Origin of the sequence: Microbacterium sp. cx-59, assembly GCF_020805625.1 — a bacterium.
In the GTDB taxonomy this organism is placed as follows: Bacteria; Actinomycetota; Actinomycetes; order Actinomycetales; family Microbacteriaceae; genus Microbacterium.
Genome location: NZ_JAJHGO010000001.1, coordinates 72,257 through 99,195 on the forward strand (window position 1 = coordinate 72,257; position 26,939 = coordinate 99,195).

Genomic DNA, 26,939 nt, shown 5'->3' on the forward strand with positions numbered 1-26,939 from the left:
GGCCTGCCGCATCCGCCCCGCCTAGAATCGTCGAGTGAGCACCGGGGATTCCTTCTACATCACGACGCCGATCTACTACCCGAGCGATGTTCCGCACATCGGTCACGGGTACACGACGGTCGCCGTCGACACGCTCGCGCGTTGGCACCGCCAGGGCGGCGACGACACCTGGATGCTGACCGGCACCGACGAGCACGGGCAGAAGATGCTGCGGGCGGCCGCGGCGAACGGCGTGACGCCCCAGGAATGGGTCGACAAGCTCGTGAGCGAGGCCTGGTTCCCGCTCCTTCGCACCCTCGACGTCGCCAACGACGACTTCATCCGGACGACCCAGGAACGCCACGAGGAGCGCGTGAAGCGCTTCGTGCAGGCCATCTACGACCGCGGGTACATCTACGCGGGCGAGTACGAGGCGCTGTACTGCGTCGGCTGCGAGGAGTTCAAGCCCGAGTCTGAGATTCTCGACGGCACGGGCGCGTTCGAGGGCCTCAAGGTGTGTGCCATCCACTCGAAGCCGCTCGAACTGCTGCAGGAAAAGAACTACTTCTTCAAGCTCAGCGAGTTCACCGAGCCGCTGCTCGCGCTCTACAAGGACCAGCCCGACTTCATCCGCCCCGAGTCCGCCCGCAACGAGGTCGTCTCGTTCGTGCGATCGGGCCTGAAGGACCTGTCGATCTCGCGGTCCGCGTTCGACTGGGGCATCCAGGTGCCGTGGGACCCGTCGCACGTGATCTACGTGTGGGTCGATGCGCTGCTGAACTATGCCACGGCGATCGGCTACGGCGACGACGAGGAGCAGTTCGCGCGCCGGTGGCCGGCGTACCACGTCGTCGGCAAAGACATCCTCCGCTTCCACGCCGTGATCTGGCCGGCGATGCTGATGGCGGCGGGCCTCGAGGTGCCCCGGGGCGTCTTCGCCCACGGCTGGCTGCTCGTCGGCGGCGAGAAGATGTCCAAGTCGAAGCTCACCGGTATCGCACCGTCCGAGATCACCGACGTGTTCGGCTCCGACGCGTACCGGTTCTACTTCCTGTCGGCGATCGCCTTCGGCCAGGACGGGTCGTTCTCCTGGGAAGACCTGGCGGCGCGGTATCAGGCCGAACTCGCGAACGGGTTCGGAAACCTCGCGTCGCGGACGATCGCGATGGTCGGCCGCTACTTCGAGTCGATCGTGCCGCCCGCCGGCGAGTACACCGAGGCCGACCTCGCGGTGCAGCGCATCGTCGCGGACGCGGCATCGGCGGCGGATGCGGCGATCGAACGATTCCGCATCGACGAGGCCATCGCCGCGATCTGGACGATCGTCGACGCGCTGAACGGGTACATCACCGAGAACGAGCCGTGGGCGCTCGCGAAGGATCCCGCAGAGCGGTCGCGGCTGGGGACCGTGCTGTACACCGCGGCGGAGGGCCTCCGCGCGCTCGCCGTGCTGCTCTCCCCGGTCATGCCCGTCGCCACCGAGAAGCTCTGGGTGGCGCTCGGCGCGGCCGAGAGCCTGGGCCGGTTGCAGGACCAGCAGCTCCGCCGAGCCGGCGAGTGGGGGACTCTTCGCCCGGGCACCTCGGTGAACGGGCTCGAGCCACTGTTCCCGCGCATCGAGAACCCCTGATCCGGTGAGCGGAACCGATCCGAGCCAGTACGTTCGGCAGCGCGAGAAGGGCACGCGGGATGTCAGCTATCCCGACCCTCCCGAGCAGCTCGCGGTACCCGTCTACGACAACCACTGCCACCTCGAGATCCAGGATGGCGACGATGCGCTGAGCCTCGACGAGCAGCTCGAGCGTGCGCTCGCCGTCGGCGTCCGGGGTGTCGTTCAGGCCGGCGGGGACATCGACTCCAGCCGCTGGTCGGCGTGGGCCGCGGCATCCCACCCCCGCGTGCTCGCCGCCGTCGCCATCCACCCGAACGAGGCGCCGCTGTACGCGGCCGCGGGTCGGCTCGACGAGGCAATCGCGGCGATGGACGACCTCGCGGCCCAGCCCCGGGTGCGGGCGATCGGCGAGACGGGCCTCGACTTCTTCCGGACGGATGCCGACGGAGTGCCCGCCCAGTACGAGAGCTTCGAGGCGCACATCGCCCTCGCGAAAAAGCACGACATCGCCATGCAGATCCACGACCGTGACGCCCACGACGAGGTGCTCGAGACGCTGATGCGGGTCGGCGCTCCGGAGCGCACGGTCTTCCACTGCTTCTCCGGCGACGCCGAGATGGCCCGGATCGCGACGGACCGCGGGTACTGGCTCTCGTACGCCGGAAACGTGACCTTCAAGAACGCGCAGAACCTCCGCGACGCGCTCGCGGTGACGCCGCTGGATCGGATCCTGGTCGAGACGGATGCACCGTTCCTCACGCCGACGCCCTACCGCGGACGCCCGAACGCGCCCTACCTCGTGCCGGTGACGGTGCGGTTCATGGCCGCAGAGCTCGGCATCGGTCTCGACGAACTCTGCGCCCAGATCGCCGCGAACACGCTTGCCGTCTACGGCTCGTTCGACTGACCCCGGGAACGACGAAGCCCGGGGCGGGCGGTCACCGCACCCCGGGCCGGATCGTCTTACTTAGTGGTCTGCTTCTGCTTCCGGACGAAGAGCGTCTCGGTCTGCTCGAGCGCCATGCCCTTCGTCTCCGGAATCTTCCAGAGCACGAACACGAACGAGAGCGCGGCGAACAACGCGTACATGCCGTACGTGAGGGGGAGTGACCACTCCGACAGCTGCGGGAACGTCCACGAGACCAGGAAGTTGGCGATCCACTGGGCACCGGCGGCGACGCCGAGCGCCTTGCCGCGGATGCGGCTCGGGAAGATCTCGCCGAGGAGCACCCACACGAGCGGGCCCCACGAGGCGCCGAAACCGACGACGAAGAGGTTCGCGGCGACCAGGGCGATCGGTGCCCAGGCGCCGGGCAGGGTGACTTCGCCGTCCACCGTTTGCGCGAAGGCGAACGCCAGCGCCATGGTGCCGAGCGAGACGGTCATCAGCAGCGAACCGACCAACAGGATCGGCTTGCGGCCGATGCGGTCGACGAGGAAGATCGCGATCAGGGTGACCAGCACGTTGGTCACCGAGGTGAACACGCTGATCAGCAGCGAGTTGCTCTCATCGAAACCGACCGCCCGCCAGAGCGTCGTGGAGTAGTAGAAGATCACGTTGATGCCGACGAACTGCTGGAACACCGACAGGATGATGCCGATCCAGACGATGGGCTGAAGGCCGAGGGCTTTGCCGCGCAGCGATGCGCTTCGGTTCTTGCGATCGTCTTCGATTCCGCTGATCAGCTCGTTCATGGTCTTGTCGAGGTCGGCGGCGGGCACGAGGCGCTGGAAGATCGCGCGCGCCTCGTCGTTCCGGCCCTTCGCGAGCAGGTACCGCGGTGACTCCGGCATGGTGAACGAGAGGATGCCGTAGACCGCGGCCGGGATGACGCCGATGAGGAACATCCAGCGCCACGCGTCGAGGCCCCACCACAGCACGTTGTCGGCGCTGCCGGCGACACCCGCGAGGACGGCGTTGCTGAGAAGCGCCGTGAAGATACCGAGGGTGATCGCGAGCTGCTGGAGCGACGCGAGACCGCCGCGCACCTGGCGCGGGGCGATCTCGGCGATGTACGCGGGGGCCACGACCGAGGCGATGCCGATACCGATGCCGCCGAGCACGCGCCAGACGATCAGGTCGGGGACGCTGAACGTCAGGGCGGATCCGATCGAGCTGATCAGGAACATGGCCGATCCGAGCAGCATGACCCGCAGCCGCCCCCACCGGTCCGACAGGGCGCCGGCGATGATCGCGCCGAGTGCGCAACCGAGGAGCGCGACCGCGACGACGAAGCCGGTCAGGAGGGCGTCCTTGGTGTACTCGGACTCGATCGATGCGACCGCACCGTTGATGACGGACGAGTCGAAGCCGAACAGGAATCCGCCGACGGCTGCGGCGATCGACAGCGCCGTGGCGCGTCTCCCGTAGGGGCTTTCATCGAAAACGTGCCGGGAGGAAGGGTCTCGCTGCTGTTCACTCAGGAAACGATAGACCTCCCCGGAGCGACGGCGGGGTGATTGACACCGCGGCTGGTTAGAGTTGAGGAATGACCGTGCACCTGCTCGGCGCGGCTGAGATCCGCGCGCTCGCCGCTGAGCTCGACGTCACCCCGACGAAGAAGCTGGGTCAGAACTTCGTCGTCGACGCCAACACGGTGCGCAAGATCGTGCAGGTCGCCCGCGTCACCGCGGGCGAGCACGTCGTCGAGGTGGGCCCGGGCCTCGGCTCGCTCACGCTGGCGATCCTCGAGACCGGCGCGAGCGTGCTCGCGGTCGAGATCGACCACCGCCTCGCGGAGCGGCTGCCGGCGACAGCGCGCGCGCACGGCGTGCGGGACGGGATGCTGCGCGTCGTCGACGCCGATGCCCTCCGCATCCGGGACCTTCCGGGCGAACCGACCGTGCTGGTGGCGAACCTGCCGTACAACGTGTCGGTGCCGGTGCTGCTGCACTTCCTCGAGTCGTTCCCGTATCTGCAGCGCGGCGTCGTCATGGTGCAGGCGGAGGTCGGAGAGCGGATGGCGGCGCCTCCCGGGTCGAAGATCTACGGTGCCCCGAGCGTCAAGGCCGCCTGGTACGGCACCTGGCGGCTGGCGGGCACCGTGTCGCGACAGGTGTTCTGGCCGGTTCCGAACGTCGACAGCGTGCTCGTCGGATTCGTGCGCGACGACCAGCTCCGCGCGGACGACGAGGAGCGGGTGCGCACGTTCCGCCTGATCGACGCGGCGTTCCAGCAGCGCCGGAAGATGCTCCGGCAGGCGCTCTCGAGCGAGCTCGGCGGTTCGGCGGCGGCCGCATCCGTCGTCCTGGAGGCTGCCGGCATCGACCCGACCGAACGCGGCGAGCAGCTCACGGTCGACGATTTCCATCGCATCGCCCTCGCGCTCTGACGCGAGCGCGCTCCCGGAGATTCTTCGGACGTTCATCGTCCATTCCCAGGCCTGCGAGGCTCCGTTCGGTAGCATTTTCCTCACGACACGGCCCGATCTGCGGTCCGTGGGCGAGGAGCACGCTCATGCGAACCGGGGAGCATCCCGCGGCCGAACGAGTCCTGTTGCATCTGAGTGACACGCACCTGCGTGCACCGGGACCTCTGTTGTTCGATCGGGTGGACGGAGAGCGCCGCCTGCAGCGCGCTCTCGACGGCATCGAAGCGAGCGGGGTCACCCCCGACGGAATCGTCTTCACCGGAGACCTCGTCGACCTCGGCGAGGCCGACGCGTACACGGCGCTCCGTGAGCTCGTCGAACCCTTCGCTGCACGCCTGGGTGCCCCCGTGTTCTGGGTCATGGGCAACCACGACGACCGCGGTGCGTTCCGCGAACGCCTGCTCGACGCCCCGGCCGAGGGCACGCCGATCGATCGGGTCGACGAGCTCGACGGCCTCCGCCTGATCACCCTCGACACCTCCGTGCCCGGGCACCACCACGGCGAGCTGCGCCCCGAGCAGCTCGAATGGCTCTCCGGCGTGCTGGCCTCGCCCGCGCCCCTCGGCACGATCCTGGCCCTCCACCACCCGCCCGTGCCGAGCGTTCTGCCGCTCGCCGCCAGCGTGGAGCTGCGCGACCAGCGCTCGCTCGCGGCGGTGCTTCGCGGCACCGATGTGCGCGCGATCATCGCCGGGCACCTGCACTACTCGACGTTCGCGACTTTCGCCGGCATCCCGGTGTCGGTCGCGTCATCCACCTGCTACGCCCAGGACCTGACGGTTCCGGTCGGCGGCACGCGCCCGCAGGACGGCTCGCAGTCCTACAACCTCGTGCACGTCTTCGCCGACACCGTCGTGCACTCGGTCGTCTCGGTCGAGGCGCCGCGCCCGCTCGAGTACATCGACCCGAGCGAAGCCCTCCGGCGCCTGCACGAGGCCGGGATCGAGCAGGACGTCAGCGCCCGACGGATGCCTCCGACGGCCCCTGTGCCGATCCTGCGCTGACCGCCGGCACCTCCCAGGGTGCGCGGACGGGGAACATCCGCTCCAGAAGTTCGGTGACCACGCGCACACGCACCTCTTCCGGTACTTCGACGCCCGATCCGCCGTCGTTCAGGCAGAACATGTCGACGTCGGAGCGCTCGGAGAGCCGCTCCATCCGGCGCAGCGAGTCGGCGAGAGTCGTCTGGAAGTAGCGCGTCCGGGGCGCGGTCGTCGCGACCGCACGCCCCGTGAACATCGCGTAGTAGTGGTACAGGCTGTTCGTCACCGAGACGTCGGTCGCGGAACGGAACCGGGATGCGGCCGTGCGCGCGAAGTCGTCGGGGAAGGTCTGCTCGAGCTCGCTCATGACGCTTCGCCGCAGCGGCGTCGCGCAGTGCTCGAGGTCGTGCGTGATCGTGCGGTCGAAGCGCTCGTGCAGGAGAGCGCGGTTGACGCGCAGGGCGTTGTCGTGGCCGCTCCGGTGCGGGGCGGGCGCGCCCGTGCCGATGCGGATGTCGCACTCCACGAAGCGGCTGATCCCGGCGGGGGAGAAGAAGAGCTCCGGCTCGACCGGGCGACCGAAGAACATGTCGTCGTTCGAGTACAGGAAGTGCTCGGCGAGCCCGTCGATGCGGTGCAGCTGCGCTTCGACCGCGTGCGAGTTGTGGATCGGGAGCACCGAGGTGTCCGCGAAGAACTGCTCGCTGGGAACGACGGTGACCCGTGGGTCGTCCGCGAGCCAGGCGGGCCGCGGGGAGTCCGTGGCGATGAAGATCCGCCGCACCCACGGTGCGTACATGTGCACGCTCCGCAGCGCGTACCGCAGCTCGTCGACGTGACGGTATCGGGCGGCGCCCTCGTCGCCCTCGCCGACGACGTACCCTTCCATCTGCGCGGCGCGCTGCCGCTGGAACTCGCTGGACGAGCCGTCCACCCACGAGAAGACCATGTCGATGTCCTGCGTGAACTCCGCCGGGTGCGCGTCGAACATGCCCAAGATCGTTCGCCATCCACGCCCGTAGCGCGAGATCTCGGCGAACTCGATGTCGGCGGTCGGCATGACCCGTCGGGTCAGCGCGTTGGCGTGCGGGGCTTCGATCGTCTCCGCGCCCATCCGCCAGAACTCGAGCCGCACGCCGCTACCGGCGCCGTAGCGCAGCCCGCCCGAGGTGATCCGCGGCCGGAACACGCGCATCGACGACGGTCCGCGGCGCTCGGCGGCGAGATCCGGAACCGGAATCGCGGTCAGACCCTTGGGCTTGGCGTAGAACGGCTCGGTGTCGCAGAGCGCGACGATCGCCGCCCACGCGCGCTCACGGTCGGCCGTATCGACGGCCAGCGCGGGCTGACGTCGTCCGTGCCGGATCAGGATGTGGGCGACGCCCACCTCGTCGAGCGCCTCCGCGATGCGCAGCAGATCGGCGATGCGGGCCTCTTCCGGCGACAGATCTTCGTGCCGCACATGCAGAACGCCGTGATCGAGAACGACGTCTTCACGGGACAGAAGCGACGACCACGGGTGCGGGTCGGTGGGGAGCGCGGACAACGAGACCATCTCGTCAGCGTAGGTCACGTGCGTTACGGCGGGGTTACCGGGGCCCGATGCATCCGGGACCCGGCGTGCGGGCCGGGGCTGGTTAGGCTGCTGGGGTGAGCACTTCTCGGTCGGCCCGGCGCGTGCACGTGCGCGCCCCCGGGAAGATCAACGTCTTCCTCGAGGTCGGCGAGCTGCAGCCCGACGGTTACCACGAGGTCGCGTCGGCCTATCAGGCCGTTTCTGCCTTCGAAGATGTCTGGGCGAGCGAGAGCGACGAGATCACCGTCTCGGTCACGGGCGCCGTCGACGTCGCGGGCGTGCCGCTCGATGACCGCAACCTCGCGGTGCGAGCGGCTCGGCTGCTGGCCGCAGAGATCGGCCACCGCGGCGGCGTGCACCTGGAGATCCGCAAGGGCGTGCCGGTCGCCGGCGGAATGGGCGGCGGGTCGGCGGATGCGGCGGCCGCGCTGCTCGCCTGCGATGCGCTCTGGGGTGCGGGTCTTCCGCCCGCAGAGCTCCACGCCCTGGCCGCGCGCCTCGGCGCCGATGTGCCGTTCGCGCTCATGGGCGGCACCGCCGTCGGAACCGGGCGTGGCGATGAGCTGAGCCCGGCGCTCGCGCGCGGACGCTTCGACTGGGTCATCGTGACGAACCCGCACGGTCTCTCGACTCCGGCCGTGTACCGGGCGCTCGACGAGCATCGCGAGCGTCACGCCGTCGACATCGGGCCCGCCGCGCACACTCCGGTCGTCGACCGCGATGTGCTGCACGCGATCCGTGCGGGCGACGCGGCGATGCTCGCGGCCTGCGCGCGCAACGACCTCCAGGCCCCCGCGCTGCACCTTCGGCCCGATCTCGTGCCGGTCCTCGAAGAGGGGGAGGGCGCGGGCGCGCTCGCCGGTCTCGTCTCGGGGTCCGGCCCCACCGTCGCGTTCCTCGCCGCCGACGCGGAGTCCGCCATCGACCTGCAGGTCGTGCTGAGCGCCAGCGGTCACGTCGCCCGTCACGTGCACGGTCCCGTGCCCGGCGCGCGCATCGTGGACTGATCCCGCCGCACACCACCCGCTTCCACGAAGGGATGACCCATGGACGACACGTTCGTCAACGCCCACCACGACATGCCGGCGGATCCCGCATCCGCCGCCCGTGTCGCCCGGCGGGGACTCCGTCTCACCCGTCTCCGCAACGACGACCTCGCCGAGTTCGCCGCCTGGCAGCGCTCCGTGACCCGGGGCTTCCTCGAGGGCGAGCGCACCGAGGTGCAGCGCGACACGGGCTTCGACCTGCTCCGATACCGCCGGCTGATCGCGGTGCTCGATGACAGCGCGCCCGAGCCCGACGAGCCCGTCGCGACGTTCGCGTCGTGGGTCGGCGTCCTCTCGGTGCCCGGCGGGCAGCTGCCCTCGTGCGGGATCAGCGGCGTGACGGTGTCGCCGACCCACCGTCGGCGGGGACTCGCCCGCGCCATGATGGAGGGCGAGTTGCGCGTCGCCGTCGAGAGCGGCCTGCCGATCGCGTCGCTGACCGTGACCGAATCGACGATCTACGGCCGGTACGGGTTCGCCCCGGCCGCGTCGGTGGCATCGCTCGAGCTCGACGTGAAGCGCACGTCCTGGGCAGGTCCCGTGCCCGACGGGCGCATCGACTTCATCTCGCGCGACCGGTGGCGCGCGCAGGCCCCGGAGGTGTTCGACCGCATCCGCGCGGTGCGTCCCGGTGAGTTCGAGATGCCCGGGGGGCACTGGGACCGTTTCGCGGGCACGCGCCCGGATGCGGAGAAGCCCGGCCAGCTGCGGGCGATCCAGTACGCCGACGTCGCGGGGGTCGTCCGCGGCCTTGCGCTGTACACGGTCACCGAGAACGACCAGGACTACACGAAGTCGTCGGTCACCCTGCACTCGCTGCTCGCCGACGGCGATGACGCGTACGCGGCCCTCTGGCGGTACTTCGTTGAGCTCGACCTGATCGCGACGGTGCGGGCCAGCGAGCTGTCGATCGACGAGCCGCTCCTCTGGATGATCTCCGACCGGCGCGCGGCGACCGTCACCACGTTCGACCACCACTACCTGCGTGTGCTCGATGTGCCTGCGGTGCTCGGCGCTCGCCGGTACGCCGCGCCGGGTCGCTTCGTGCTCGATGTCGACGACCCGTTCGGCTTCACCACCGGCGAATACACCCTCGACGTCGATGCGGATGGTGCCGGAACGGTGCAGGCGGGCGACGCCGGCGCCGAAGGATCGGTGCGGGTGCAGCTCGGCGTCGCCGAGCTCTCCGCGCTGGTGCTCGGACAGGTGTCGGCGGTGACGCTGGCTGCGGCCGGCCGCATCCGCACCGCCGACGCGGTCGCGCTCGATCGCACGTTCCGCTGGGACGTTCCCGCCCGCCTGAGCTACTGGTACTGACCTCGGCCTGCCATACGCCGTCACGGAGCGCAATCCTCGGCCCTCGTGTCGGTGGGCGCCGGTAGCGTGTGACACGCTGCGGATCCGCGGCACGGATGGGGCCGGGAGGCAACCATGAAGGCACGTTTGGGCGACGCGGTATTGGCGGAGGCGGCAGACGAGGACCTCGTTCGCATCGAGGGCAACTGGTACTTCCCGCCGGCGTCCATCGCCGCGGGAGCGCTCAGCGAGAGCCCGACGCCGTACCGCTGTCCGTGGAAGGGCGACGCGCAGTACTTCCACGTCGTGACGGATGGCGAGCAGCACGCTGATCTGGCGTGGTCGTACCCGCATCCGCTCCCCACCGCGATCGAGCGCGTGGGGTCGGACTTCTCCGGTTACGTCGCGTTCGACCCGCGCGTCGAGGTGTCGGCCTGACCGTCGGGCGGAGCCACGCATGATCGAGTTCCGCGGCGTCAGCAAAGAGTTCCCCGATGGCACACGCGCCGTGCAGGGGTTCGACCTCGTCATCCCCTCGCGCAAGACGACGGTCTTCGTCGGGTCCTCGGGGTGCGGCAAGACGACCCTGCTCCGCATGATCAACCGGATGGTCGAGCCGACCGCGGGCGTCATCGAGATCGACGGCGAGAACGTGCTCGACGGTTCGGCCGTGGAGCTGCGGCGCCGCATCGGGTACGTCATGCAGAACGCGGGCCTGCTGCCGCACTTCACGGTCGCCGAGAACATCGCGACCGTCCCCGTCCTCACCGGAACGAGCCGGCGCGACGCGCGGCGGCGGGCGCTCGAGCTGATGGAGGTCGTCGGCCTCGACCAGGCGATGGCCGACCGCTACCCGAGCCAGCTCTCGGGCGGTCAGCAGCAGCGCGTGGGCGTCGCGCGGGGACTCGCCGCCGACCCGAACATTCTGCTGATGGACGAGCCCTTCGGGGCGGTCGACCCGATCGTGCGGGCGGAGCTGCAAGAGGAACTCATCCGGCTGCAGCGCGAGCTCGATAAGACGGTCGTCTTCGTCACGCACGACATCGACGAGGCGTTCCTCCTCGGCGACCAGGTCGTGATCCTCGCCGCGGGAGCGCAGAAGCTCCAGGTCGGCAGCCCGAGCGAGATCACCGAGAACCCGGCAGACGATTTCGTCTCGGCGTTCATCGGCGCCGACAAGGGCAAGCGCGCCCTCCATCTGCGTCGCACGGGCGACCGCACGGTCGTCGTGGATGCCGAGGGGCGCACGCAGGGCCTGATCGTGGGTGAGTCCACGCCGTGAACTGGGTGGTGAACAATCTCTCCCTGATCGGGGAGTTGGCACTCGTGCACCTGCGTCAGAGCATCGTGGCGCTGATCATCGGATTCGTCGTCGCGATCCCGCTCGGCTGGGTCGCCTGGCGCTACCGCCTGGTGCGCAGCGGAATCGTTACGATCACGGGGCTCCTGTACACGATCCCGTCGCTCGCGTTGCTGATCCTGCTGCCGAGCCTCACCGGGTGGTACTCGATCATCGCGGAGACGAATCTCGTCGTCGCGCTGACGATCTACGCGGTGGCGATCCTCGTGCGATCGGTCGCCGACGGCCTCGACTCGGTCGATCCCGGTGTGCGGCAGGCCTCGACGGCAATGGGGTACGGATCGTTCCGTCGTTTCTGGGCCGTCGACTTCCCGCTCGCCGGGCCCGTCATCCTCGCCGGGCTCCGCGTCACCGCCGCGAGCACGATCTCGCTGGCGACGGTCGGCATCCTGGTCGGCATCTCGAATCTCGGGTACCTGTTCACCAACGGTCTGCAGCGCCGCATCATCCCGGAGGTGCTCGCGGGCGTCGTCGTCGTGGTGCTTCTCGCGCTCCTCGTCGATCGCCTGCTCGTCGTCCTCGGACGCGTGCTGATGCCGTGGACCCGCCGCGCCGCGGTGCCGCGCGCACGGCGCGCCCCGATCGTGGCCGCGGGGGCGAGCGCATGAACCTCATCGGCGACGCGATCGCGTGGATCTTCTCCGGGGGTGCCGGAAGCGCGTCCATGACGTCGATCCCGGTCGCCACCGCCCAGCAGCTCGGCTACACCGCGGTGTCGGTGGCGGTAGCGGCGGTGATCGCCGTCCCGCTCGGCTGGTACATCGGGCACACCGGCCGCGGACGGGAGTTCGCGATCGCGGTCTCGGGCGCGGCGCGAGCGATCCCGTCGTTCGGTCTACTCATCCTGCTGACGCTGCTGCTCGGGGTGCTGCACAAGCCGGAGGCGGCGGTGCTCACGTTCGTTGTTCTGGCCGTTCCTTCGCTGCTCGCGGGGGCGTACACCGGTTTCGAGGCGATCGACCGACGCGTGATCGACGCCGGCCGCGCCATGGGCATGACGGAGTGGCAGATCCTCTGGCGCATCGAAGTGCCGCTCGGGTTGCCGCTGCTGATCGGCGGCATTCGCGCCGCGACCCTGCAGGTCGTCGCGACCGTGACGATCGCGGCCTACATCGGCCTCGGGGGCCTCGGGCAGTACATCATCACCGGACTCGCCCTGCGCCAGCTCGAGGTCATCATCGGCGGGGCCATCCTCGTCGCCGCGCTCGCGCTGATCCTCGACGGGGCGTTCGCCCTTCTGCAGCACGCCGCTGTCCCGAAGGGCGTACGGGCCACCGCATCCGTCTCCGCGTCGGGCTCCTCCCGTTCCGCGCGGCGCCGCAGAGCTGTCGCCGCCTCCCCGAACGTTCCGGCCTGACCCACCCGGTCGACCGGCCACGCACTCCCACCGAGAAAGAGGAATCATGTTCACAGCACGCACCAGGAAGGGCCTCGTCGGTTTCGCCGGCGTCGCGATCGCCGCACTCGCGCTCGCGGGCTGCTCGTCGAGCAACCCGCTGGACGAGGGAGGGTCGGATGCCACGACGGGGTCCGACTCCACCATCGTCGTCGGCTCGCAGGCCTACTACTCCAACGAGATCATCGCCGAGATCTACGCGCAGGCCCTCGAGGGTGCCGGCGTCACGGTCGAGCGCCAGTTCAACATCGGCCAGCGGGATGCGTACATCCCCCTGCTCGAAAGCGGCGAGGTCAGCCTGTTCCCGGAGTACTCCGGCAACCTGCTGCAGTTCTTCGACGCCGAGACCGAGGCCCGCACCTCCGACGAGGTCTACGCGGCCCTGCCCGCCGCCCTCCCCGAGGGACTCGAGGTGCTCGACCAGTCGACGGCCAGCGACCAGGACTCGTACACGGTCACGGCGGCCTTCGCCGAGCAGTACAACCTGAAGACGATCGCCGACCTCGCGAACGTCGACGTGCCGTTGACCCTCGGCGGTCCGGCCGAGCTGGCCGAGCGCCCGTACGGCCCGACCGGCCTGTCGTCGACCTACGGCGTCGACGTCGCGTTCTCGCCGACCGGTGACACCACGGTCGAGGATCTGGTCGCGGGCACGGTCAACGTCGCCAACGTATACACGGCCGATCCCCGTATCCAGACCGACGACCTCGTCGTGCTCGAAGACCCGGAGGGCCTGTTCCTCGCGTCCAACGTCGTGCCGGTCGTCAGCTCCGCGGTCGCGGATCAGGTCGCCGACGTGATCAACAAGGTCAGCGCCGCGCTGACCCCCGAGGGCCTCGTCGCCCTCAACGTGCAGTCGACCGTCGACGAGAAGTCGGCCGCCGACATCGCCGCGGACTGGCTCGCGGAGAACAACCTGAGCTGACGTTCGCGTCACTGCGCGGCCCTCGGCACTCCGGTGCCGGGGGCCGTTGTGATGCGGGTGGGGCGCGGGCGCGTGCGCAGCGCCTACCCTGGAAGGAACATGGCGCATCTTCTCGGGGCAGAGGCCCTTCAGCTCGAATACCCCACCCGCGTCGTCTTCGACTCCGTCTCACTCGGTGTGAACGAGGGCGACCGGATCGGCATCGTCGGACGAAACGGCGACGGAAAATCCAGTCTGCTGGCCATGCTGGCCGGCCGGCGTGAACCCGACAGCGGCCGGGTGACCCGACGCGGCGGCGTGACCGTCGGCGTGCTCGACCAGGCCGACACGCTCGACGATGACGAAACCGTCGGTCACGCGATCGTCGGCGACGCCCCCGAACACGAGTGGGCGGGGGAGGCCCGCATCCGGGACATCCTGTCCGGCCTCGTCGGCGACCTCGACTGGAACGCGACACTCGGCACGCTCTCCGGCGGGCAGCGTCGGCGCGTCGCGCTTGCGCAGCTGCTCGCGGGCGACTGGGACGTGGTCGCTCTCGACGAGCCGACGAACCACCTCGACGTCGAGGGCATCGCGTGGCTCGCCGAGCATCTGAAGCGCCGCTGGTCGGCCAGCTCCGGTGGTCTGCTCGTCGTCACCCACGACCGGTGGTTCCTCGATGAGGTGTGCACGGTCACCTGGGAGGTGCACGACCGCATCGTCGAGCCCTTCGACGGCGGGTACGCGGCGTACATCCTGCAGCGCGTGGAGCGGGACCGGCAGTCGGCCGCGATCGAGGCGCGCCGGCAGAACCTCGCCCGCAAGGAGCTCGCGTGGCTGCGCCGCGGCGCCCCCGCGCGTTCGACGAAGCCGAAGTTCCGCATCGACGCGGCCAACGAGCTCATCGCCGATGTGCCCGAGATCCGTGACCGGGTATCGCTGCAGTCGCTCGCGGTCACGCGCCTCGGCAAGGACGTCGTCGACCTCCTGGACGCGGGAGTTTCCTACGACGGGCGCGAGATTCTCCGCGACGTCGAGTGGCGGATCGCTCCGGGCGAGCGCACGGGCATCCTCGGGGTGAACGGCGCCGGCAAGTCGACGCTGCTCGGGCTCGTCTCAGGTGCGGTGCAGCCGACCGTCGGCCGCGTCAAGCGCGGCAAGACCGTGAAGGTCGCGACCCTGTCGCAGCGCATGGACGAGCTCGACGAGCACATGAAGAGCCCGGTGCGTGTCGTCATCTCGAACCTGCGCACGAGCTACACGATCGGTGCCGGCTCCAAGGCCCAGGAGCTCACCCCGGGGCAGCTGCTGGAACGGATGGGGTTCGCTTCGGCCCAGCTCTCGACGCCCGTGAAAGACCTGTCGGGCGGGCAGAAGCGCCGCTTGCAGCTGCTGCTGATCCTGCTCGATCAGCCCAACGTGCTCATCCTCGACGAGCCCACCAACGACCTCGATACCGACATGCTCGCCGCGATCGAAGACCTGCTCGACTCCTGGGCGGGCACGTTGATCGTCGTCTCACACGACCGGTATTTCCTGGAGCGGGTGACGGATCAGCAGTACGCCATCCTCGGCGGGCGTCTGCGGCACCTCCCCGGCGGGGTGGAGGAGTACCTGCGGCTGCGCCGCGACGTGCCGCGAGGGTCGGAGCGGGTGGCTGCTCCCGCATCCGGAGCGAAGGCGCTATCCGGCGCCGATCTCCGCGCGGTGCAGAAAGAGGTCTCGGCCATCGAACGCCGGCTCGGCAAGCTCGACCAGCAGATCGCGAAGCGGCGGGCGGCGCTCGCCGACCACGACCAGTCCGATTACGCGGGTCTCGCGGCGGAGATGGCGGAGATCAGCGCGCTCGAGCGCGAGAACTCCGAGCTCGAAGAGCGCTGGCTCGAGCTCAGCGAGACCGCCGACTGAGGCGGTGCGCGCCCCGCCGCGCGCTAACTCCTCCAGAAACGCGCTTCGGCAGGCCGGGACGCCCCGGAAGCCGCGTTCTGGAGGAGTTGTAGCGCGCGACGGAGGTCGCTGGAGCTCGCGGGAGGTCGCGGGGCTCGCGGGAGCGCGCTCGGAGGTCGCGCCGCCCGGCCGGAGTCAGCGCAGCGCGACGTCGGTGCGCACGCCCGCCGCGCGCTAACTCCTCCAAAACCGTGCTTCGGCAGGCCGGGACGCCCCGGATGCCGCGTTCTGGAGGAGTTGCAGCGCGCGACGGAGGTAGCGGGAGGGTGCGGGAGGTCGCGCCGCCCGGCCGGAGTCAGCGCAGCGCGACCTCGGTGCAGACGCCCGTCGCGCGCTAACTCCTCCAAAGTCGTGCCTCGGCAGGCCGGGACGCCCCGGATGCCGCGTTCTGGAGGAGTTGTAGCGCGCGACAGAGGTTGCCAGCGCGCGCTCGGAGGCCGCCGGAGCGTGCGGGGAGGTCGCGCCGCCGGGCCGGAGTCAGTGCAGCGCGTACTCGAGGATGATCAGGGTGAAGCCGAGGAACGCGGTGCCGACGGCGCCGAGGATCCGGACGATGACCGAGCTTCGGCGCCGGCTGTACGCCGCGTAGCCGAGCACGCCGAGCACCACGACAGCGACCCACGCCGACCAGTTGTACGCGTCGAGTCCCGTCAGGCCCGTGAACGAACCGATCACGAGCACGACGATGGTCGGCAGCGCGGCGTAGAGCATTCCGGACGAATGATGCAGGGCACGGCGGAACGCGACTCCGAAGCCACGCTCGCCGTGATCGGTGAGCGTGTGCGCGAAGACGTGCGCCGCGTAGAAGATCGCGAGCGCCGGTATCGCGTCGAGCAGCATCCCGCCCGCCGAGATCGGCGTGCCGTCTTCTTCGATGTCGTCGGAGGAGATCGTGATGAACGAGGTGAAGACGATCAGACCGTAGATCGCGGTGGCGGATCGGAAGCGCACATCGAAGAATCGCTCGAGTGCGCTGCGTCCCGGCTCGGTCCCGTCGCTGCCGGCCACGCTCTCGGGCGTCCCCTCACTCATGCGTCGAATCCCAGCGAGAGCTTGCGAAGGAGCCCCGCGAGACGGTCGCGGTCTCCGCGCGAGATGCGTTGCAGCAGGATCGCCTCGGCGTCGACCAGACGCGTGATGGCGGCGTCGACGCGCGTGCGGCCGTCGTCGGTGAGGATGACGAGGATGCTGCGCCCATCGCCGGGGTCGGCCTCGCGGCGGACCAGGCGCCGGCCGACGAGACGGTCGATGCGGTTCGTCATCGTGCCGCTGGAGACGAGCGTCTGCTGCAGGAGTTGCTTGGGGCTGAGCTGGAACGGCTCTCCGGACCGGCGGAGCGCCGAGAGCACGTCCCATTCCCACGGCTCGAGGTCGCTGCGGCGGAACGCGTCGCGTCGTGCGCGGTCGAGGTGGCGTGACAGCCGGTCGACGCGGGAGAGTACTTCGAGCGGCGAGAAGTCCAGGTCGGGGCGCTGCGTCACCCACGATCCGACGATTCGGTCGACCTCATCGGACTCGTGTGCCATCTGCCCATTATCGAACGTGCCGGCGCCGGGGGCGAGTCCCGATCGGCGCGCGGGGTGAGAGCGCGGGCGAGATGGCAGACTGGAGGACGGCCGTGCCCGAAAGCGCGGTGATCCGCCGTGGTGTAATGGCAGCACGACAGCCTTTGGAGCTGTTAGGTCTAGGTTCGAATCCTGGCGGCGGAGCATGTCAGAGACGCAGACCGCACCGCTCGCCGTCATCGTGCTCGCCGCAGGCCAGGGAACCCGGATGCGGTCGCGATTGCCGAAGGTGCTGCATCCGCTCGCCGGCCGGCCCCTGGTCGGGCACGTGCTCGACACGGCCGCTGCCCTCTCACCGGTGCGGATCGTCGTCGTCGTCCGGCACGAGCGCGAGCAGGTCGCCCGCGCGGTGGCCGACCTTCTGCCCGATGCCGTCGTCGTCGATCAGGACGACGTGCCCGGCACCGGACGCGCGGTGGAGCTCGGTCTCGACGGTCTCGGCGATTTCGCCGGCGACGTGCTCGTGCTGAGCGGTGACGTGCCGCTGCTCGAGCCGGTGACCCTCGAGGCGCTCATCGCGACCCACCGCGACCGGTCCGCATCCGTGACTCTGTTGAGCGCCGTGCTGGCTGAACCGGCCGGCTACGGGCGGGTGCTCCGCGACGCGGCGGGCGATGTGGAGCGCATCGTCGAGCAGAAGGACGCCACCGATCACGAGGCCGCGGTCGACGAGATCAACGCGGGCGTCTACGTCTTCACGACCGATGCGCTGCGCCGGCACCTTCCGGAGGTCGGGCAGGCGAACGCGCAGGGTGAGAAGTACCTCACCGACGTGGTCGGGATCGCGCGCCGCGCGGGGGAGCGGATCGCCGTCGGGATCGCGCCCGACCCGGCCGCCGCTCTCGGCGTCAACGACCGGGTGCAGCTCTCCGAGGCCGCGCGGCTGTTGAACGCGCGCACTGTGCGGCGGTGGCAGCGCGCGGGCGTCAGCATCCTGGACCCCGCGACGACGTGGATCGACGTCGACGCGACCTTCGAGCCGGACGTGACGGTGCTTCCGAACACGCAGATCCTCGGGGCCACGACCATCGCCGCGGGCGCCACGATCGGACCCGACACGAGTCTCACGGACTGCGAGGTGGGCGCGGATGCGGTCGTCCGCCGCAGCGACGCGACACTCGCGGTCATCGGCGCCCGGGCGAACGTCGGCCCGTTCGCGTACCTGCGTGCCGGCGCGATCCTCGCCGACGACGCGAAGGCCGGAACGTTCGTCGAGGTGAAGAACTCCACGATCGGCGAGGGCAGCAAGGTGCCGCACCTGTCGTACATCGGCGACACCACCATCGGGCGCGGCGTCAACCTCGGAGCCGGCGCGATCACGGCGAATTACGACGACATCGCGAAGCATCGCACCGAGATCGGCGACGAAGTGCACAGCGGCTCGCACAACGTCTTCGTCGCGCCCGTTAGAATCGGAGCCGGCGCGAAAACGGGTGCCGGTGCCGTCATCCGCAAGGATGTGCCGGCAGGAGCTTTGGCTCTCAGCGTCGCCCCTCAGCGCAATGTCGAGGGATGGGTCGAGAACAACAGACCGGGCACGGCCGCAGCGGATGCGGCGGCGCGCGCACGATCGGCACAGGAAACGAGCGATGGCACGCAAAGACAAGACGGTTGATCTCGATCGCGAACGCGGCATCGCCCCGGGACTCGTCGCAAAGACCAAGAAGCGGCTGGTCATCGCCTCCGGCCGTTCGCACCCGGAGCTGGCGACCGACGTCGCGAGCGCGCTCGGCACCGAAGGTGTGCCCACCGAGTACCGCACGTTCGCGTCCGGCGAGATCCTGACCCGTTTCGAGGTCTCGATCCGCGGATGCGACATGTTCCTCCTGCAGTCCTTCGGGCCGCCGGTGAACGAGTGGCTGATGGAAACGCTCATCATGCTGGATGCGGCCAAGCGCGCGTCCGCGAAGCGCATCACCGTCGTCGCTCCGTACTACCCCTATTCGCGCCAGGACAAGAAGGGGCGCGGGCGGGAGCCGATCAGCGCCCGGCTCGTGGCCGATCTGCTGCGCACGGCGGGCGCCGATCGCGTCATGAGCGTCGATCTGCACGCGGCGCAGATCCAGGGCTTCTTCGACGGCCCGGTCGACCACCTGTTCGCCAAGCCCGTGCTGCTGGAGTACTTCGAGCGCACCCTGAGCGCCGACGACCGCGCGAAGCTGACCGTCGTCTCCCCGGACACGGGTCGCGTGCGCGTGGCCGACACCTGGTCGGACAGCCTCGGTGCTCCGCTGGCGATCATCCACAAGCGCCGCGATCCGAACGTCGCCAACCAGGTGACGGTCAACGAGATCGTCGGTCGGGTCGAAGGTCGCGTCTGCCTTCTGGTCGACGACATGATCGACACCGGCGGCACGATCGTGAAGGCCGCGCAGGCGCTGAAGGCGAGCGGCGCCGAGCGCGTCATTGTCGCCGCGACGCACGCGGTGTTCAGCGACCCGGCGGTCACTCGTCTCCAGGACCCCTCGATCGACGAGGTCGTCGTCACCGACACGATCCCGCTGCCCGAGGAGAAGCGCTTCCCGGCGCTCACGGTGCTGCCGATCGCCCCGCTGCTCGCCCGCGCCATTCGAGAGGTGTTCGAGGACGGTTCGGTCACGAGCATGTTCGACGGCGCCGCGTAAGGCGGTTTCGGCGGCCACTCCTAGGGTTCTCATAGAGTCGCCCTCAAGGATCGAAGGTGTCGGCGCACCGCGTCGGCACTGACAGCGCGAAAGACGCACCCGGGCGACCGGGCGTCGTCGCGAGGCACGCATCCAGGAGGACCGTCATGATCCGCACGAACGCCGTACCCCGCCCCATCCGTTCCGCCGCCGCACTCGCGGGTGTGGCGGGCATGCTCGCCCTCGCCGGGTGCGCAACCACGCCGTCTTCGACCGCCGAAGACACCGCGACCACTCCGACGACCAGCTCGTCCTCCAGCTCGGCGGATGCCGGCACTGACACGTCGGCTGAGGCGTCCACCGGTTCCACGTACGCCGACGGCACCTACACGGCCGAGGGCTCGTACCAGACCCCCGAGTCGGTGGAGAACATCAGCGTCACGCTGACCCTCGCCGACGACGTCATCACCGCCGTCGAGGTGACGGGTGACCCGCAGGCGCGCGAGTCGCAGCAGTACCAGTCGCAGTTCATCGGCGGCATCTCGGACGAGGTGGTCGGCAAGAGCATCGACGAGATCTCGGTCAGCCGCGTCGCCGGCTCGTCGCTCACCAGCGGCGGATTCAACCAGGCCGTCGAAGAGATCAAGAGCGAAGCAGCGGCCTGATGGCCGACTCCTGGCGGTTCGACGCGATCGGCACCCGCTGGGACATCGTGACCGACGAGCCGATCGACGATCTGCTCCGCCGCGAGGTGGCGGGGAAGATCGAGGTCTTCGACGAGACGTGGTCGCGGTTCCGCGCGGACTCGCTCGTGTCGGGGCTGACCGCATCCGCCGCCTCCGCCACCGGCTCGGTCGCGGCGGTGCCGTCGCCCCCGGATGCGGCCGCGATGCTCGAGGTGTACCGGGAGCTCTCGGACGCCACCGGGGGAGCGGTGAACCCGCTCGTCGGCGACAGCCTCGCGCGCCGCGGCTACGACGCGGGGTACTCCTTCGTCGACCGCGGCGCGCAGGCGGCGCCGGGCGATTGGCCTGCGCTGCTCACCTGGGATGACGAACTTCGCCTTCGTGCGGGCGCCACGATCGATGTGGGCGCCCTCGGAAAGGGCCGACTCGTCGATCTCGTGCTCGGCATTCTCGCGCCGCGCGTCGCGGGGACGGTGCTGGTGGATGCCAGCGGCGACCTCGCGGTGCGCGGCGGGCCGACGCGCGTCGGCCTCGAACACCCCTACGACGCGAGCCGGGCGATCGGTGTCGCGACGGTGACGGATGCGGCGCTCTGCGCGTCTGCCGTGAACCGGCGCGCGTGGGGAGAAGGACTGCACCACGTGCTCGATGCCCGCACCGGAATGCCGGTGCGGCGGGTCGCTGCCACGTGGGTACTGGCGGATGACGCGATGTACGCGGATGCCGCCGCGACCGCGCTCTTCTTCGACGGCGGCCCGGAACTGGCCGCCCGGTGGGGCGTGGATTGGGTACGGATGACGACCGACGGGCGCGTGGAGTGGGCGCCCGACACAGAAATGGAGCTGTTCGTATGATCGCCTCGCTCACCGCTGCCCGGCAGCGCGTGACCGCCCTGCTGGGGCGGCTCTCGATGTACCGCTTCGTGCAGCTCGCCCTCGTGCTGCTCGCGGTGATCGCGCTCGCGCTGTCGCTGTTCGGGCTCGTCGTTCCGACCCCGGCCGAGCTTCTCGTGACCGCTGCCGTGCTGGCCGTCGTGTCGGTGCTCGCCGACACCGGGATGCAGCGCCTGCTGCGCCTCCCGCTCCGCGCGGAGTCCTCGCTCATCACCGCGGCGATCCTGCTGTTCGTGCTGCGCCCGACGCTCGAGCCGATCGGCCTCGTCGGCATTGCGATCGCGGCGGTGGCCGCATCCGTCTCCAAATACCTGCTGGTCTGGCGTGGTCGGCACATCTTCAACCCCGCCGCGGTCGGGGCGACCGTGGTGACCGTCATCTCCGCGCTCCTGCCGCTCGATTCGGGAATCGGCGGCTCGGCGTGGTGGGTCGGTTCGCCCGTCCTCTTCGGCCCGGTGCTGCTCCTCGGTATCGCGGTGCTGTGGCGCACCGAGAAGCTTCGCGTGGTGGGGCTCTTCCTGCTCGTGGCGATCGTCGTGAACATCATCCGGGTCGTGGTGCAGTTCGGTCAGAGCGGGCTCGAGTTCGATGCCCCCACCGTGATCGGTCAGATCCTCACCGCATCCCCGTTCCTCTTCCTCGGCGCGTTCATGCTGTCCGAGCCGCTCACGCTGCCGCCACGCCGCAGCCAGCAGCTCGTCGTGGCGACGGTGGTCGGTGTGCTCGCCGGCTGGCCGATCGCGATCGGGTACATGACGCTCGGCCAGGAGCGGGCGCTGCTGATCGGGAACCTTGTCGCCTTCCTGTTCTGCCTTCGCGCGGCCGTTCGGCTGACGCTGGTGGAGCGGACGTCGCCGTCGCCGACCGTGCGGGAGCTCACGTTCCGCACGGCTCGCCCGCTCGCGTTCCAGGCCGGGCAGTACCTCGAGCTCGATGTGCCCCACCGCCGCGCCGATGCCAAGGGAACCCGCCGACCGTTCAGCATCGTGTCGGCGCCCGAGGACCTGCCGACCGTTCGCGTCGCCTATCGGGACGGCGTCGGCGCGCAGAGCACGTACAAGCGTGCGCTGGCCGAGGTCGGGCCGGGTAGCACGTTGGCGGTGACGGGAGTGTGGGGAGATTTCGCTCTGCCGCGCGACAGTGCTCGTCCGCTGCTGCTGGTCGCGGCCGGAATCGGTGTCACCCCGTTCGTGTCGCACCTGCGGCACCTGGCGGCGACCGGCGACCGCCGAGACATCGTGCTGGTGTACGTGGCCACGGATTCCTCGCAGATCGTGTTCCGTGACGACATCGCCGCATCCGGCGTTCCCGTCGTGGTGTTCACCCGCGACGAGCCCACGGCTCTGCCGGCCGGCTGGGTGTGGGGTGGGCCGGAACGTCTCGACGCGGCCGCCTTGGCCCGTGTCGTTCCCGATCTCGAGAACCGGCACGCCTACATCTCGGGCCCGCCCGCGCTGATCGCCGATCTGACGCCGGCGCTGCAGAAGGCCCGCGGCATCACGACCGACGCCTTCAGCGGCTACTGACCCGCGCGCGCCCCGAAAGCCCGCGAGACGGGATCTTCGCGCCGAAGCCGTGGGTAAACCCCACTGTCTCGGCGCGAAGATCCCGTCTCGCGGTTGGTGCGCCCAGCGCAGGCGGGCGCGCTCCGCGCAGGCGGGCGGGCCGCCTGGGCGAGCGGATGCGGTCAGGCGCGGTGCGCGCGGTAGTACTCGAGCAGTGCGCGGGTCGAGGCATCCTGCGCGGCGAGGGCGTCGTCGTCGCCCTCGATCGCCGGAGCGATCTGCAGCGCGAGCTGCTTGCCGAGCTCCACGCCCCACTGGTCGAAGGAGTTGATGCCCCAGATCGCGCCCTGCGTGAACGTGATGTGCTCGTACAGCGCGATCAGCTGCCCGAGCACGACGGGCGTCAGCGCCGGAGCGAAGATCGACGTCGTCGGACGATTGCCGGCGAACGTGCGGGCCGCGACGAGCGGGCCCGAGGTGCCCTCCGCCTCCACCTCTGCGGCGGTCTTGCCGAAGGCGAGTGCCTTCGTCTGCGCGAGGAAGTTCGCCAGGAACAGCCCGTGCACATCCCGCTCGCCGTCGGCGAGGGGATAGGCGGGGTTCGCGAACGCGATGAAGTCGGCCGGGATGAGGCGCGTGCCCTGGTGGATCAGCTGGTAGAACGCGTGCTGTCCGTTCGTGCCCGGTTCGCCCCAGAAGACCTCGCCCGTGTCGGTGGTGACGGGGGTGCCGTCCCAGCGCACGGACTTGCCGTTGGACTCCATCGTCAGCTGCTGCAGGTACGCGGGGAAGCGGCTGAGCTGCTGCGCGTAGGGCAGCACGGCGTGCGACTGCGCGCCGAGGAAGTTGCCGTACCAGACGTTCAGAAGGCCCATCAGCACCGGCACGTTCTGCGCCAACGGTGTCGTCCGTACGTGCTCATCGACCGTGTGGAACCCGGCGAGAAGCTCGCGGAACACGTCGGGGCCGAGTGCCACGGCGAGCGACAGGCCGATCGCCGAGTCCACCGAGTAGCGTCCGCCGACCCAGTCCCAGAAGCCGAACGCGTTCGTCGGGTCGATGCCGAAGGCCGCGACCTTGTCGAGCGCCGTCGATACGGCCACGAAGTGGTGCGCGACCGCACCCGTCCGCGCGGTGTCGTCGTCGGTGATGGCCCCGGATGCGGAGAGCCCGCGCCACAGCCAGTCGCGGGCGAGGCGCGCGTTGGTGAGCGTCTCGAGCGTCGTGAAGGTCTTGGACGCGACGATGAACAACGTCGTCTCGGGGTCGAGGTCGGCGGTCTTCTGCGCGATGTCGGTCGGGTCGATGTTCGAGACGAACCGGGCCTGGATGCCCGCATCCGCGTACGGCTTCAACGCCTCGTAGACCATGACCGGTCCGAGGTCGGAGCCGCCGATTCCGATGTTGACGACGTGGGTGACCTTGCGGCCGGTGATGCCGGTCCACTCGCCCGAGCGCACGCGGTCCGCGAAGGCGGAGAGGGCGGTCAGCACGTTTTGCACGTCGGTGTCGATCGCCTGGCCGTCGACCTCTAGTGCGGGCTCGGCACCGGGCGGACGGCGGAGCGCGGTGTGCAGCACGGCTCGGTCTTCACTCGTGTTCAGGTGCGCGCCCTGCAGCATCTCGGCGTAGCGCTCGGCGACGCCCGTCTGCTCGGCGAGGCGCAGCAGGGCGGCGACGATCTCGTCGGTGACGAGGTTCTTCGACAGGTCGACGTGCAGGTCGCCGAGCGGGAGGCTGAACCGGTCGACACGACCGGGGTCGCTGGCGAACCACTCGCGGAGGTTCGGGGTGAAGCCGGTGCGGAAGCTGTCGAGCTCGGCCCAGGCGGGGGTGGCGGTGGCATCGATGGGACTGGTCACGAGTTCCACGCTAGCCCTTCGCCGGGGCACGCGGATGCGGTGTGTCCCGGGCAAATCTCCGGTGCCGCCCCGGCCTGCGACCGGCGGGGTGCCGGGGTCAGGCGGCGGGAGCGGGATCGGCCGGTTTCGCGGGCAGCCGCACGGTGAACGTCGTGTCGCCGGGCGCCGAGTCGACCGTGATCTCGCCGCGGTGCGCTTCGACGATGGCGCGGACGATCGAGAGCCCGAGGCCGGTGCCGCCGGTCTTCCGCGCGCGCGACCGGTCGGCGCGCGAGAAGCGCTCGAACAGCTCGTCGGCCACGGCCGGGTCGACGCCGGGTCCGTCGTCGTGCACGCGCAGCACTGCCTCGGAGCCTTCCTGCGCGAGCCCGACGGTCACCCGTGTGCCCGCCGGCGTGTGGGTGCGCGCGTTGGCGAGCAGGTTCGCGATCACCTGGGTGAGTCGGGACTCGTCGCCCGCCAGGATCACGGGCTCCTCGCCGAGATCGATCTCCCACACGTGGTCGCGTCCGGCGGCCTGCGCGTCTCCGACGGCCTCGATCACGACGCGGGAGAGATCGACCGCCCCGTGCACGAGCTCCTGTCCCTCCTCGAGCCGCGCGAGGAGCAGCAGATCCTCGACGAGCGCGGTCATCCGAAGCGACTGCGCCTGGATGCGTTCGAGGGCGGATGCGGAGTTCTCGCTCAGCGAGGGGTCGCGCAGCGACAGCTCCGAGTACCCGCGGATCGATGCGAGCGGTGTGCGCAGCTCGTGGCTGGCGTCGGCGACGAAGCGCCGCATCCGTTCCTCGTTGCGCTGACGCGCGTCGAGCGATGCGCCCACGTGGTCGAGCAGGGTGTTCAGCGCCGCGCCGACGCGTCCGATCTCGGTGCGTTCGTCGGATTCGGATGCGGGCACGCGCTCGGCGATCGTCACCTCGCCCTCGGCGAGCGGCTGGGCGGCGACGCGTTCGGCGGTCGTCGCGACGGCCCGGAGCGGGCGGAGGCTGCGCCGGATGATGATGGCGAGCACGACCCCGAGCAGCACGAGGCCGCCCGTCGTCACGAGCCCGACCGTGAGCAGGATCTGCCCGAGGGTCGCGGTGACCTCGGATGTCGGCAACCCGAGCAGGACGAACGAACCGCCCGTGCCCATCTGCTTGTGGACGCGATACTCGCCGAGGCCGTCCACAGTGACCGTCTGCCGGTCGGTCGTCGGGTCGACGGCGCTCAGCAGTCCGCTGATCTGGTCGGACGTGAGCACCTCGACCGAGTCGGTGTCGACGTACGCTCCGGAGATTCCGCTGAGCGACGAACCGTAGATGAGAAGCGTGCCGGGCACCTGCCGACCCTTGTTCAGGATGTCGGCGGCCGTATCGGTCGGATAGCCGCGAAGATCCGCCGCATCCTGCACCTGAGTGTCGAGGTTCGCCTGCAGGATCGACGTCAGGATCGTTCCGGTGCCGAGGGCCACGGCGCCCAGGATGATCGCGACCATCCCGATCACGGCGATCATCAGTCGCGCCTGCAGCGTCATCCGTCGGAAGCGTCGCGTCGCGCCCCCGTCGGCGCGGTCATCGAGGTCGTTCGGGTGGTTCCCGTCGGGCGCGGAATCCGCGCTCACAAGGCCGCTTTGATCATGTATCCGACGCCACGGACGGTGTGGATGAGGGGATCGCGGCCCTGGTCGATCTTCTTGCGGAGGTACGAGATGTAGAGCTCGACGACGCTGGACCGGCCGCCGAAGTCGTAGTTCCAGACCCGATCGAGGATCTGCGCCTTGGACACGACCCGGCGCTGGTTGCGCATGAGGTAGCGCAGCAGCTCGAACTCGGTCGCGGTCAGCTCGATCTCGACACCGGCGCGTTCGACCTCGTGGCTGTCTTCGTTGAGACTCAGGTCGCCGACGCGCAGGATGGGCTCGGAATCGCTCGCCTGGGCCGTGCCCGCGCGGCGCATCAGACCACGCAGACGCGCCACGACCTCTTCGAGGCTGAAGGGCTTGGTGACGTAGTCGTCGCCTCCGGCGGTGAGTCCGGCGACGCGATCGGAGACCGCATCCTTCGCGGTGAGGAAGAGGACCGGCACGTCGTTGCCCGACTGGCGCAGGCGCTGCAGCACGGCCATGCCGTCGAGGTCGGGCATCATGATGTCGAGCACCATGGCATCCGGGTCGAACTCGCGTGCCACCTGGAGCGCCTGGAGACCGGATGCGGCCGTCTTGACGTCCCAGCCTTCCATCCGCAGCGCCATCGAGAGCAGATCGGTGAGCATCTGCTCGTCGTCGACGACGAGCAGCCGAGGGGGAGTTCCATCGGCGCGGTGCAGAGCGGTGGCGGGAGCGATCGTGGTCATGCCTTTGATTGTGCGCGGGTT

General features: G+C 69.9%; 24 protein-coding genes and 1 tRNA gene. 18 read left to right on the forward strand and 7 right to left on the reverse strand.

The features are described from left to right. Positions 1-34 precede the first annotated feature (34 nt). Positions 35-1,609 carry a methionine--tRNA ligase gene (gene metG / locus LMI96_RS00295; RefSeq protein WP_228360085.1) on the forward strand — a complete coding sequence of 525 codons (1,575 nt, stop codon included), beginning with the start codon at positions 35-37 and terminating at the stop codon, positions 1,607-1,609. Positions 1,610-1,613: 4 nt separating this feature from the next. Further along, positions 1,614-2,498, forward strand: coding sequence for a TatD family hydrolase (locus LMI96_RS00300; RefSeq protein ID WP_228360086.1), 885 nt, complete (start codon positions 1,614-1,616; stop codon positions 2,496-2,498). A 56-nt stretch (positions 2,499-2,554) separates the two neighbouring features. On the opposite strand, the gene LMI96_RS00305 is transcribed toward LMI96_RS00300, so the two are convergent. After that, positions 2,555-4,015 (reverse strand): sugar porter family MFS transporter, encoded by a 1,461-nt coding sequence (locus tag LMI96_RS00305; protein WP_374197897.1) that lies wholly within the window; start codon positions 4,013-4,015, stop codon positions 2,555-2,557. 65 nt (positions 4,016-4,080) lie between these two features. On the opposite strand from LMI96_RS00305, the gene rsmA reads away from it, so the two are divergent. Beyond that, entirely contained in the window at positions 4,081-4,923 is an 843-nt protein-coding gene (rsmA, locus tag LMI96_RS00310; RefSeq protein ID WP_223720618.1) for a 16S rRNA (adenine(1518)-N(6)/adenine(1519)-N(6))-dimethyltransferase RsmA, read from the forward strand. A gap of 125 nt (positions 4,924-5,048) precedes the next feature. Continuing rightward, positions 5,049-5,966 (forward strand): phosphodiesterase, encoded by a 918-nt coding sequence (locus LMI96_RS00315; protein ID WP_228360087.1) that lies wholly within the window; start codon positions 5,049-5,051, stop codon positions 5,964-5,966. Here the strand turns inward: LMI96_RS00315 and LMI96_RS00320 are convergent. Then, positions 5,917-7,500 carry a stealth family protein gene (locus LMI96_RS00320; RefSeq protein WP_228360088.1) on the reverse strand — a complete coding sequence of 528 codons (1,584 nt, stop codon included), beginning with the start codon at positions 7,498-7,500 and terminating at the stop codon, positions 5,917-5,919. The genes LMI96_RS00315 and LMI96_RS00320 overlap by 50 nt on opposite strands. 95 nt (positions 7,501-7,595) lie before the next feature. On the opposite strand from LMI96_RS00320, the gene LMI96_RS00325 reads away from it, so the two are divergent. The 8 genes from LMI96_RS00325 to LMI96_RS00360 all read left to right on the forward strand — a co-directional run bounded on the left by LMI96_RS00325 (position 7,596) and on the right by LMI96_RS00360 (position 15,431). Beyond that, positions 7,596-8,528, forward strand: coding sequence for a 4-(cytidine 5'-diphospho)-2-C-methyl-D-erythritol kinase (locus LMI96_RS00325; protein ID WP_228360089.1), 933 nt, complete (start codon positions 7,596-7,598; stop codon positions 8,526-8,528). Between the two features lie 39 nt (positions 8,529-8,567). Further along, on the forward strand, positions 8,568-9,884 hold the full coding sequence (locus LMI96_RS00330; RefSeq protein WP_228360090.1) for a GNAT family N-acetyltransferase: 1,317 nt from the start codon (positions 8,568-8,570) through the stop codon (positions 9,882-9,884). Between the two features lie 114 nt (positions 9,885-9,998). Then, positions 9,999-10,301, forward strand: a complete 303-nt coding sequence (locus LMI96_RS00335; RefSeq protein WP_228360091.1) for a DUF427 domain-containing protein — start codon at positions 9,999-10,001, stop codon at positions 10,299-10,301. A gap of 19 nt (positions 10,302-10,320) precedes the next feature. Then, complete coding sequence (locus tag LMI96_RS00340; protein ID WP_223720624.1) at positions 10,321-11,145, forward strand: ABC transporter ATP-binding protein; 825 nt, start codon at positions 10,321-10,323, stop codon at positions 11,143-11,145. Then, a complete protein-coding gene (locus tag LMI96_RS00345) occupies positions 11,142-11,831 on the forward strand; it encodes an ABC transporter permease (RefSeq protein WP_228360092.1) in 690 nt (229 codons plus the stop codon). The genes LMI96_RS00340 and LMI96_RS00345 overlap by 4 nt, the downstream gene beginning before the upstream one ends. Then, positions 11,828-12,580: an ABC transporter permease gene (locus tag LMI96_RS00350; RefSeq protein WP_223720626.1), complete on the forward strand. Its 753-nt coding sequence runs from the start codon at positions 11,828-11,830 to the stop codon at positions 12,578-12,580. Before LMI96_RS00345 ends, LMI96_RS00350 begins: the two co-directional genes overlap by 4 nt. Positions 12,581-12,626: 46 nt before the next feature. Next, a complete protein-coding gene (locus LMI96_RS00355; RefSeq protein ID WP_223720627.1) occupies positions 12,627-13,544 on the forward strand; it encodes an ABC transporter substrate-binding protein in 918 nt (305 codons plus the stop codon). 99 nt (positions 13,545-13,643) lie between these two features. Then, positions 13,644-15,431, forward strand: a complete 1,788-nt coding sequence (locus LMI96_RS00360; protein WP_228360093.1) for an ABC-F family ATP-binding cassette domain-containing protein — start codon at positions 13,644-13,646, stop codon at positions 15,429-15,431. 516 nt (positions 15,432-15,947) lie between these two features. Here the strand turns inward: LMI96_RS00360 and LMI96_RS00365 are convergent. Then, a complete protein-coding gene (locus tag LMI96_RS00365) occupies positions 15,948-16,502 on the reverse strand; it encodes a hypothetical protein (RefSeq protein ID WP_223720629.1) in 555 nt (184 codons plus the stop codon). Further along, entirely contained in the window at positions 16,499-16,996 is a 498-nt protein-coding gene (locus tag LMI96_RS00370; RefSeq protein ID WP_223720630.1) for a MarR family winged helix-turn-helix transcriptional regulator, read from the reverse strand. Before LMI96_RS00370 ends, LMI96_RS00365 begins: the two co-directional genes overlap by 4 nt. Before the next feature lie 111 nt (positions 16,997-17,107). On the opposite strand from LMI96_RS00370, the gene LMI96_RS00375 reads away from it, so the two are divergent. The 6 genes from LMI96_RS00375 to LMI96_RS00400 all read left to right on the forward strand — a co-directional run bounded on the left by LMI96_RS00375 (position 17,108) and on the right by LMI96_RS00400 (position 22,743). Then, positions 17,108-17,179: transfer RNA gene (locus LMI96_RS00375), tRNA-Gln, on the forward strand. 1 nt (position 17,180) lies between these two features. After that, entirely contained in the window at positions 17,181-18,650 is a 1,470-nt protein-coding gene (glmU, locus tag LMI96_RS00380; RefSeq protein ID WP_228360094.1) for a bifunctional UDP-N-acetylglucosamine diphosphorylase/glucosamine-1-phosphate N-acetyltransferase GlmU, read from the forward strand. After that, entirely contained in the window at positions 18,625-19,659 is a 1,035-nt protein-coding gene (locus LMI96_RS00385; protein ID WP_223720632.1) for a ribose-phosphate diphosphokinase, read from the forward strand. The genes glmU and LMI96_RS00385 overlap by 26 nt, the downstream gene beginning before the upstream one ends. Positions 19,660-19,805: 146 nt before the next feature. Then, the gene (locus tag LMI96_RS00390; protein ID WP_223720633.1) at positions 19,806-20,303 is read left to right on the forward strand and encodes a hypothetical protein; all 498 of its coding nucleotides are present in this window, start codon (positions 19,806-19,808) and stop codon (positions 20,301-20,303) included. After that, a complete protein-coding gene (locus LMI96_RS00395) occupies positions 20,303-21,178 on the forward strand; it encodes an FAD:protein FMN transferase (RefSeq protein WP_228360095.1) in 876 nt (291 codons plus the stop codon). The genes LMI96_RS00390 and LMI96_RS00395 overlap by 1 nt, the downstream gene beginning before the upstream one ends. After that, a complete protein-coding gene (locus LMI96_RS00400) occupies positions 21,175-22,743 on the forward strand; it encodes an FAD-dependent oxidoreductase (RefSeq protein WP_223720635.1) in 1,569 nt (522 codons plus the stop codon). Before LMI96_RS00395 ends, LMI96_RS00400 begins: the two co-directional genes overlap by 4 nt. 161 nt (positions 22,744-22,904) lie before the next feature. On the opposite strand, the gene pgi is transcribed toward LMI96_RS00400, so the two are convergent. The 3 genes from pgi to LMI96_RS00415 all read right to left on the reverse strand — a co-directional run bounded on the left by pgi (position 22,905) and on the right by LMI96_RS00415 (position 26,918). Next, positions 22,905-24,584, reverse strand: coding sequence for a glucose-6-phosphate isomerase (pgi, locus tag LMI96_RS00405; RefSeq protein WP_228360096.1), 1,680 nt, complete (start codon positions 24,582-24,584; stop codon positions 22,905-22,907). Positions 24,585-24,681: 97 nt separating this feature from the next. Continuing rightward, the gene (locus LMI96_RS00410; protein ID WP_308015738.1) at positions 24,682-26,187 is read right to left on the reverse strand and encodes an ATP-binding protein; all 1,506 of its coding nucleotides are present in this window, start codon (positions 26,185-26,187) and stop codon (positions 24,682-24,684) included. Next, complete coding sequence (locus LMI96_RS00415; RefSeq protein ID WP_223720637.1) at positions 26,184-26,918, reverse strand: response regulator transcription factor; 735 nt, start codon at positions 26,916-26,918, stop codon at positions 26,184-26,186. Before LMI96_RS00415 ends, LMI96_RS00410 begins: the two co-directional genes overlap by 4 nt. Between the last annotated feature and the right edge of the window lie 21 nt (positions 26,919-26,939).

Coding starts and splice junctions, on each gene's coding strand:
- LMI96_RS00350 (WP_223720626.1), top strand. CDS start 11,828: ATGAACCTCATCGGCGACGCGATCGCGTGGATCTTCTCCGGGGGTGCC.
- LMI96_RS00320 (WP_228360088.1), bottom strand. CDS start 7,500: ATGGTCTCGTTGTCCGCGCTCCCCACCGACCCGCACCCGTGGTCGTCG.
- LMI96_RS00335 (WP_228360091.1), top strand. CDS start 9,999: ATGAAGGCACGTTTGGGCGACGCGGTATTGGCGGAGGCGGCAGACGAG.
- glmU (WP_228360094.1), top strand. CDS start 17,181: ATGTCAGAGACGCAGACCGCACCGCTCGCCGTCATCGTGCTCGCCGCA.
- LMI96_RS00395 (WP_228360095.1), top strand. CDS start 20,303: ATGGCCGACTCCTGGCGGTTCGACGCGATCGGCACCCGCTGGGACATC.
- LMI96_RS00370 (WP_223720630.1), bottom strand. CDS start 16,996: ATGGCACACGAGTCCGATGAGGTCGACCGAATCGTCGGATCGTGGGTG.
- LMI96_RS00330 (WP_228360090.1), top strand. CDS start 8,568: ATGGACGACACGTTCGTCAACGCCCACCACGACATGCCGGCGGATCCC.
- rsmA (WP_223720618.1), top strand. CDS start 4,081: ATGACCGTGCACCTGCTCGGCGCGGCTGAGATCCGCGCGCTCGCCGCT.
- LMI96_RS00390 (WP_223720633.1), top strand. CDS start 19,806: ATGATCCGCACGAACGCCGTACCCCGCCCCATCCGTTCCGCCGCCGCA.
- LMI96_RS00315 (WP_228360087.1), top strand. CDS start 5,049: ATGCGAACCGGGGAGCATCCCGCGGCCGAACGAGTCCTGTTGCATCTG.
- LMI96_RS00355 (WP_223720627.1), top strand. CDS start 12,627: ATGTTCACAGCACGCACCAGGAAGGGCCTCGTCGGTTTCGCCGGCGTC.
- LMI96_RS00400 (WP_223720635.1), top strand. CDS start 21,175: ATGATCGCCTCGCTCACCGCTGCCCGGCAGCGCGTGACCGCCCTGCTG.
- LMI96_RS00340 (WP_223720624.1), top strand. CDS start 10,321: ATGATCGAGTTCCGCGGCGTCAGCAAAGAGTTCCCCGATGGCACACGC.
- LMI96_RS00415 (WP_223720637.1), bottom strand. CDS start 26,918: ATGACCACGATCGCTCCCGCCACCGCTCTGCACCGCGCCGATGGAACT.
- LMI96_RS00365 (WP_223720629.1), bottom strand. CDS start 16,502: ATGAGTGAGGGGACGCCCGAGAGCGTGGCCGGCAGCGACGGGACCGAG.
- LMI96_RS00360 (WP_228360093.1), top strand. CDS start 13,644: ATGGCGCATCTTCTCGGGGCAGAGGCCCTTCAGCTCGAATACCCCACC.
- LMI96_RS00385 (WP_223720632.1), top strand. CDS start 18,625: ATGGCACGCAAAGACAAGACGGTTGATCTCGATCGCGAACGCGGCATC.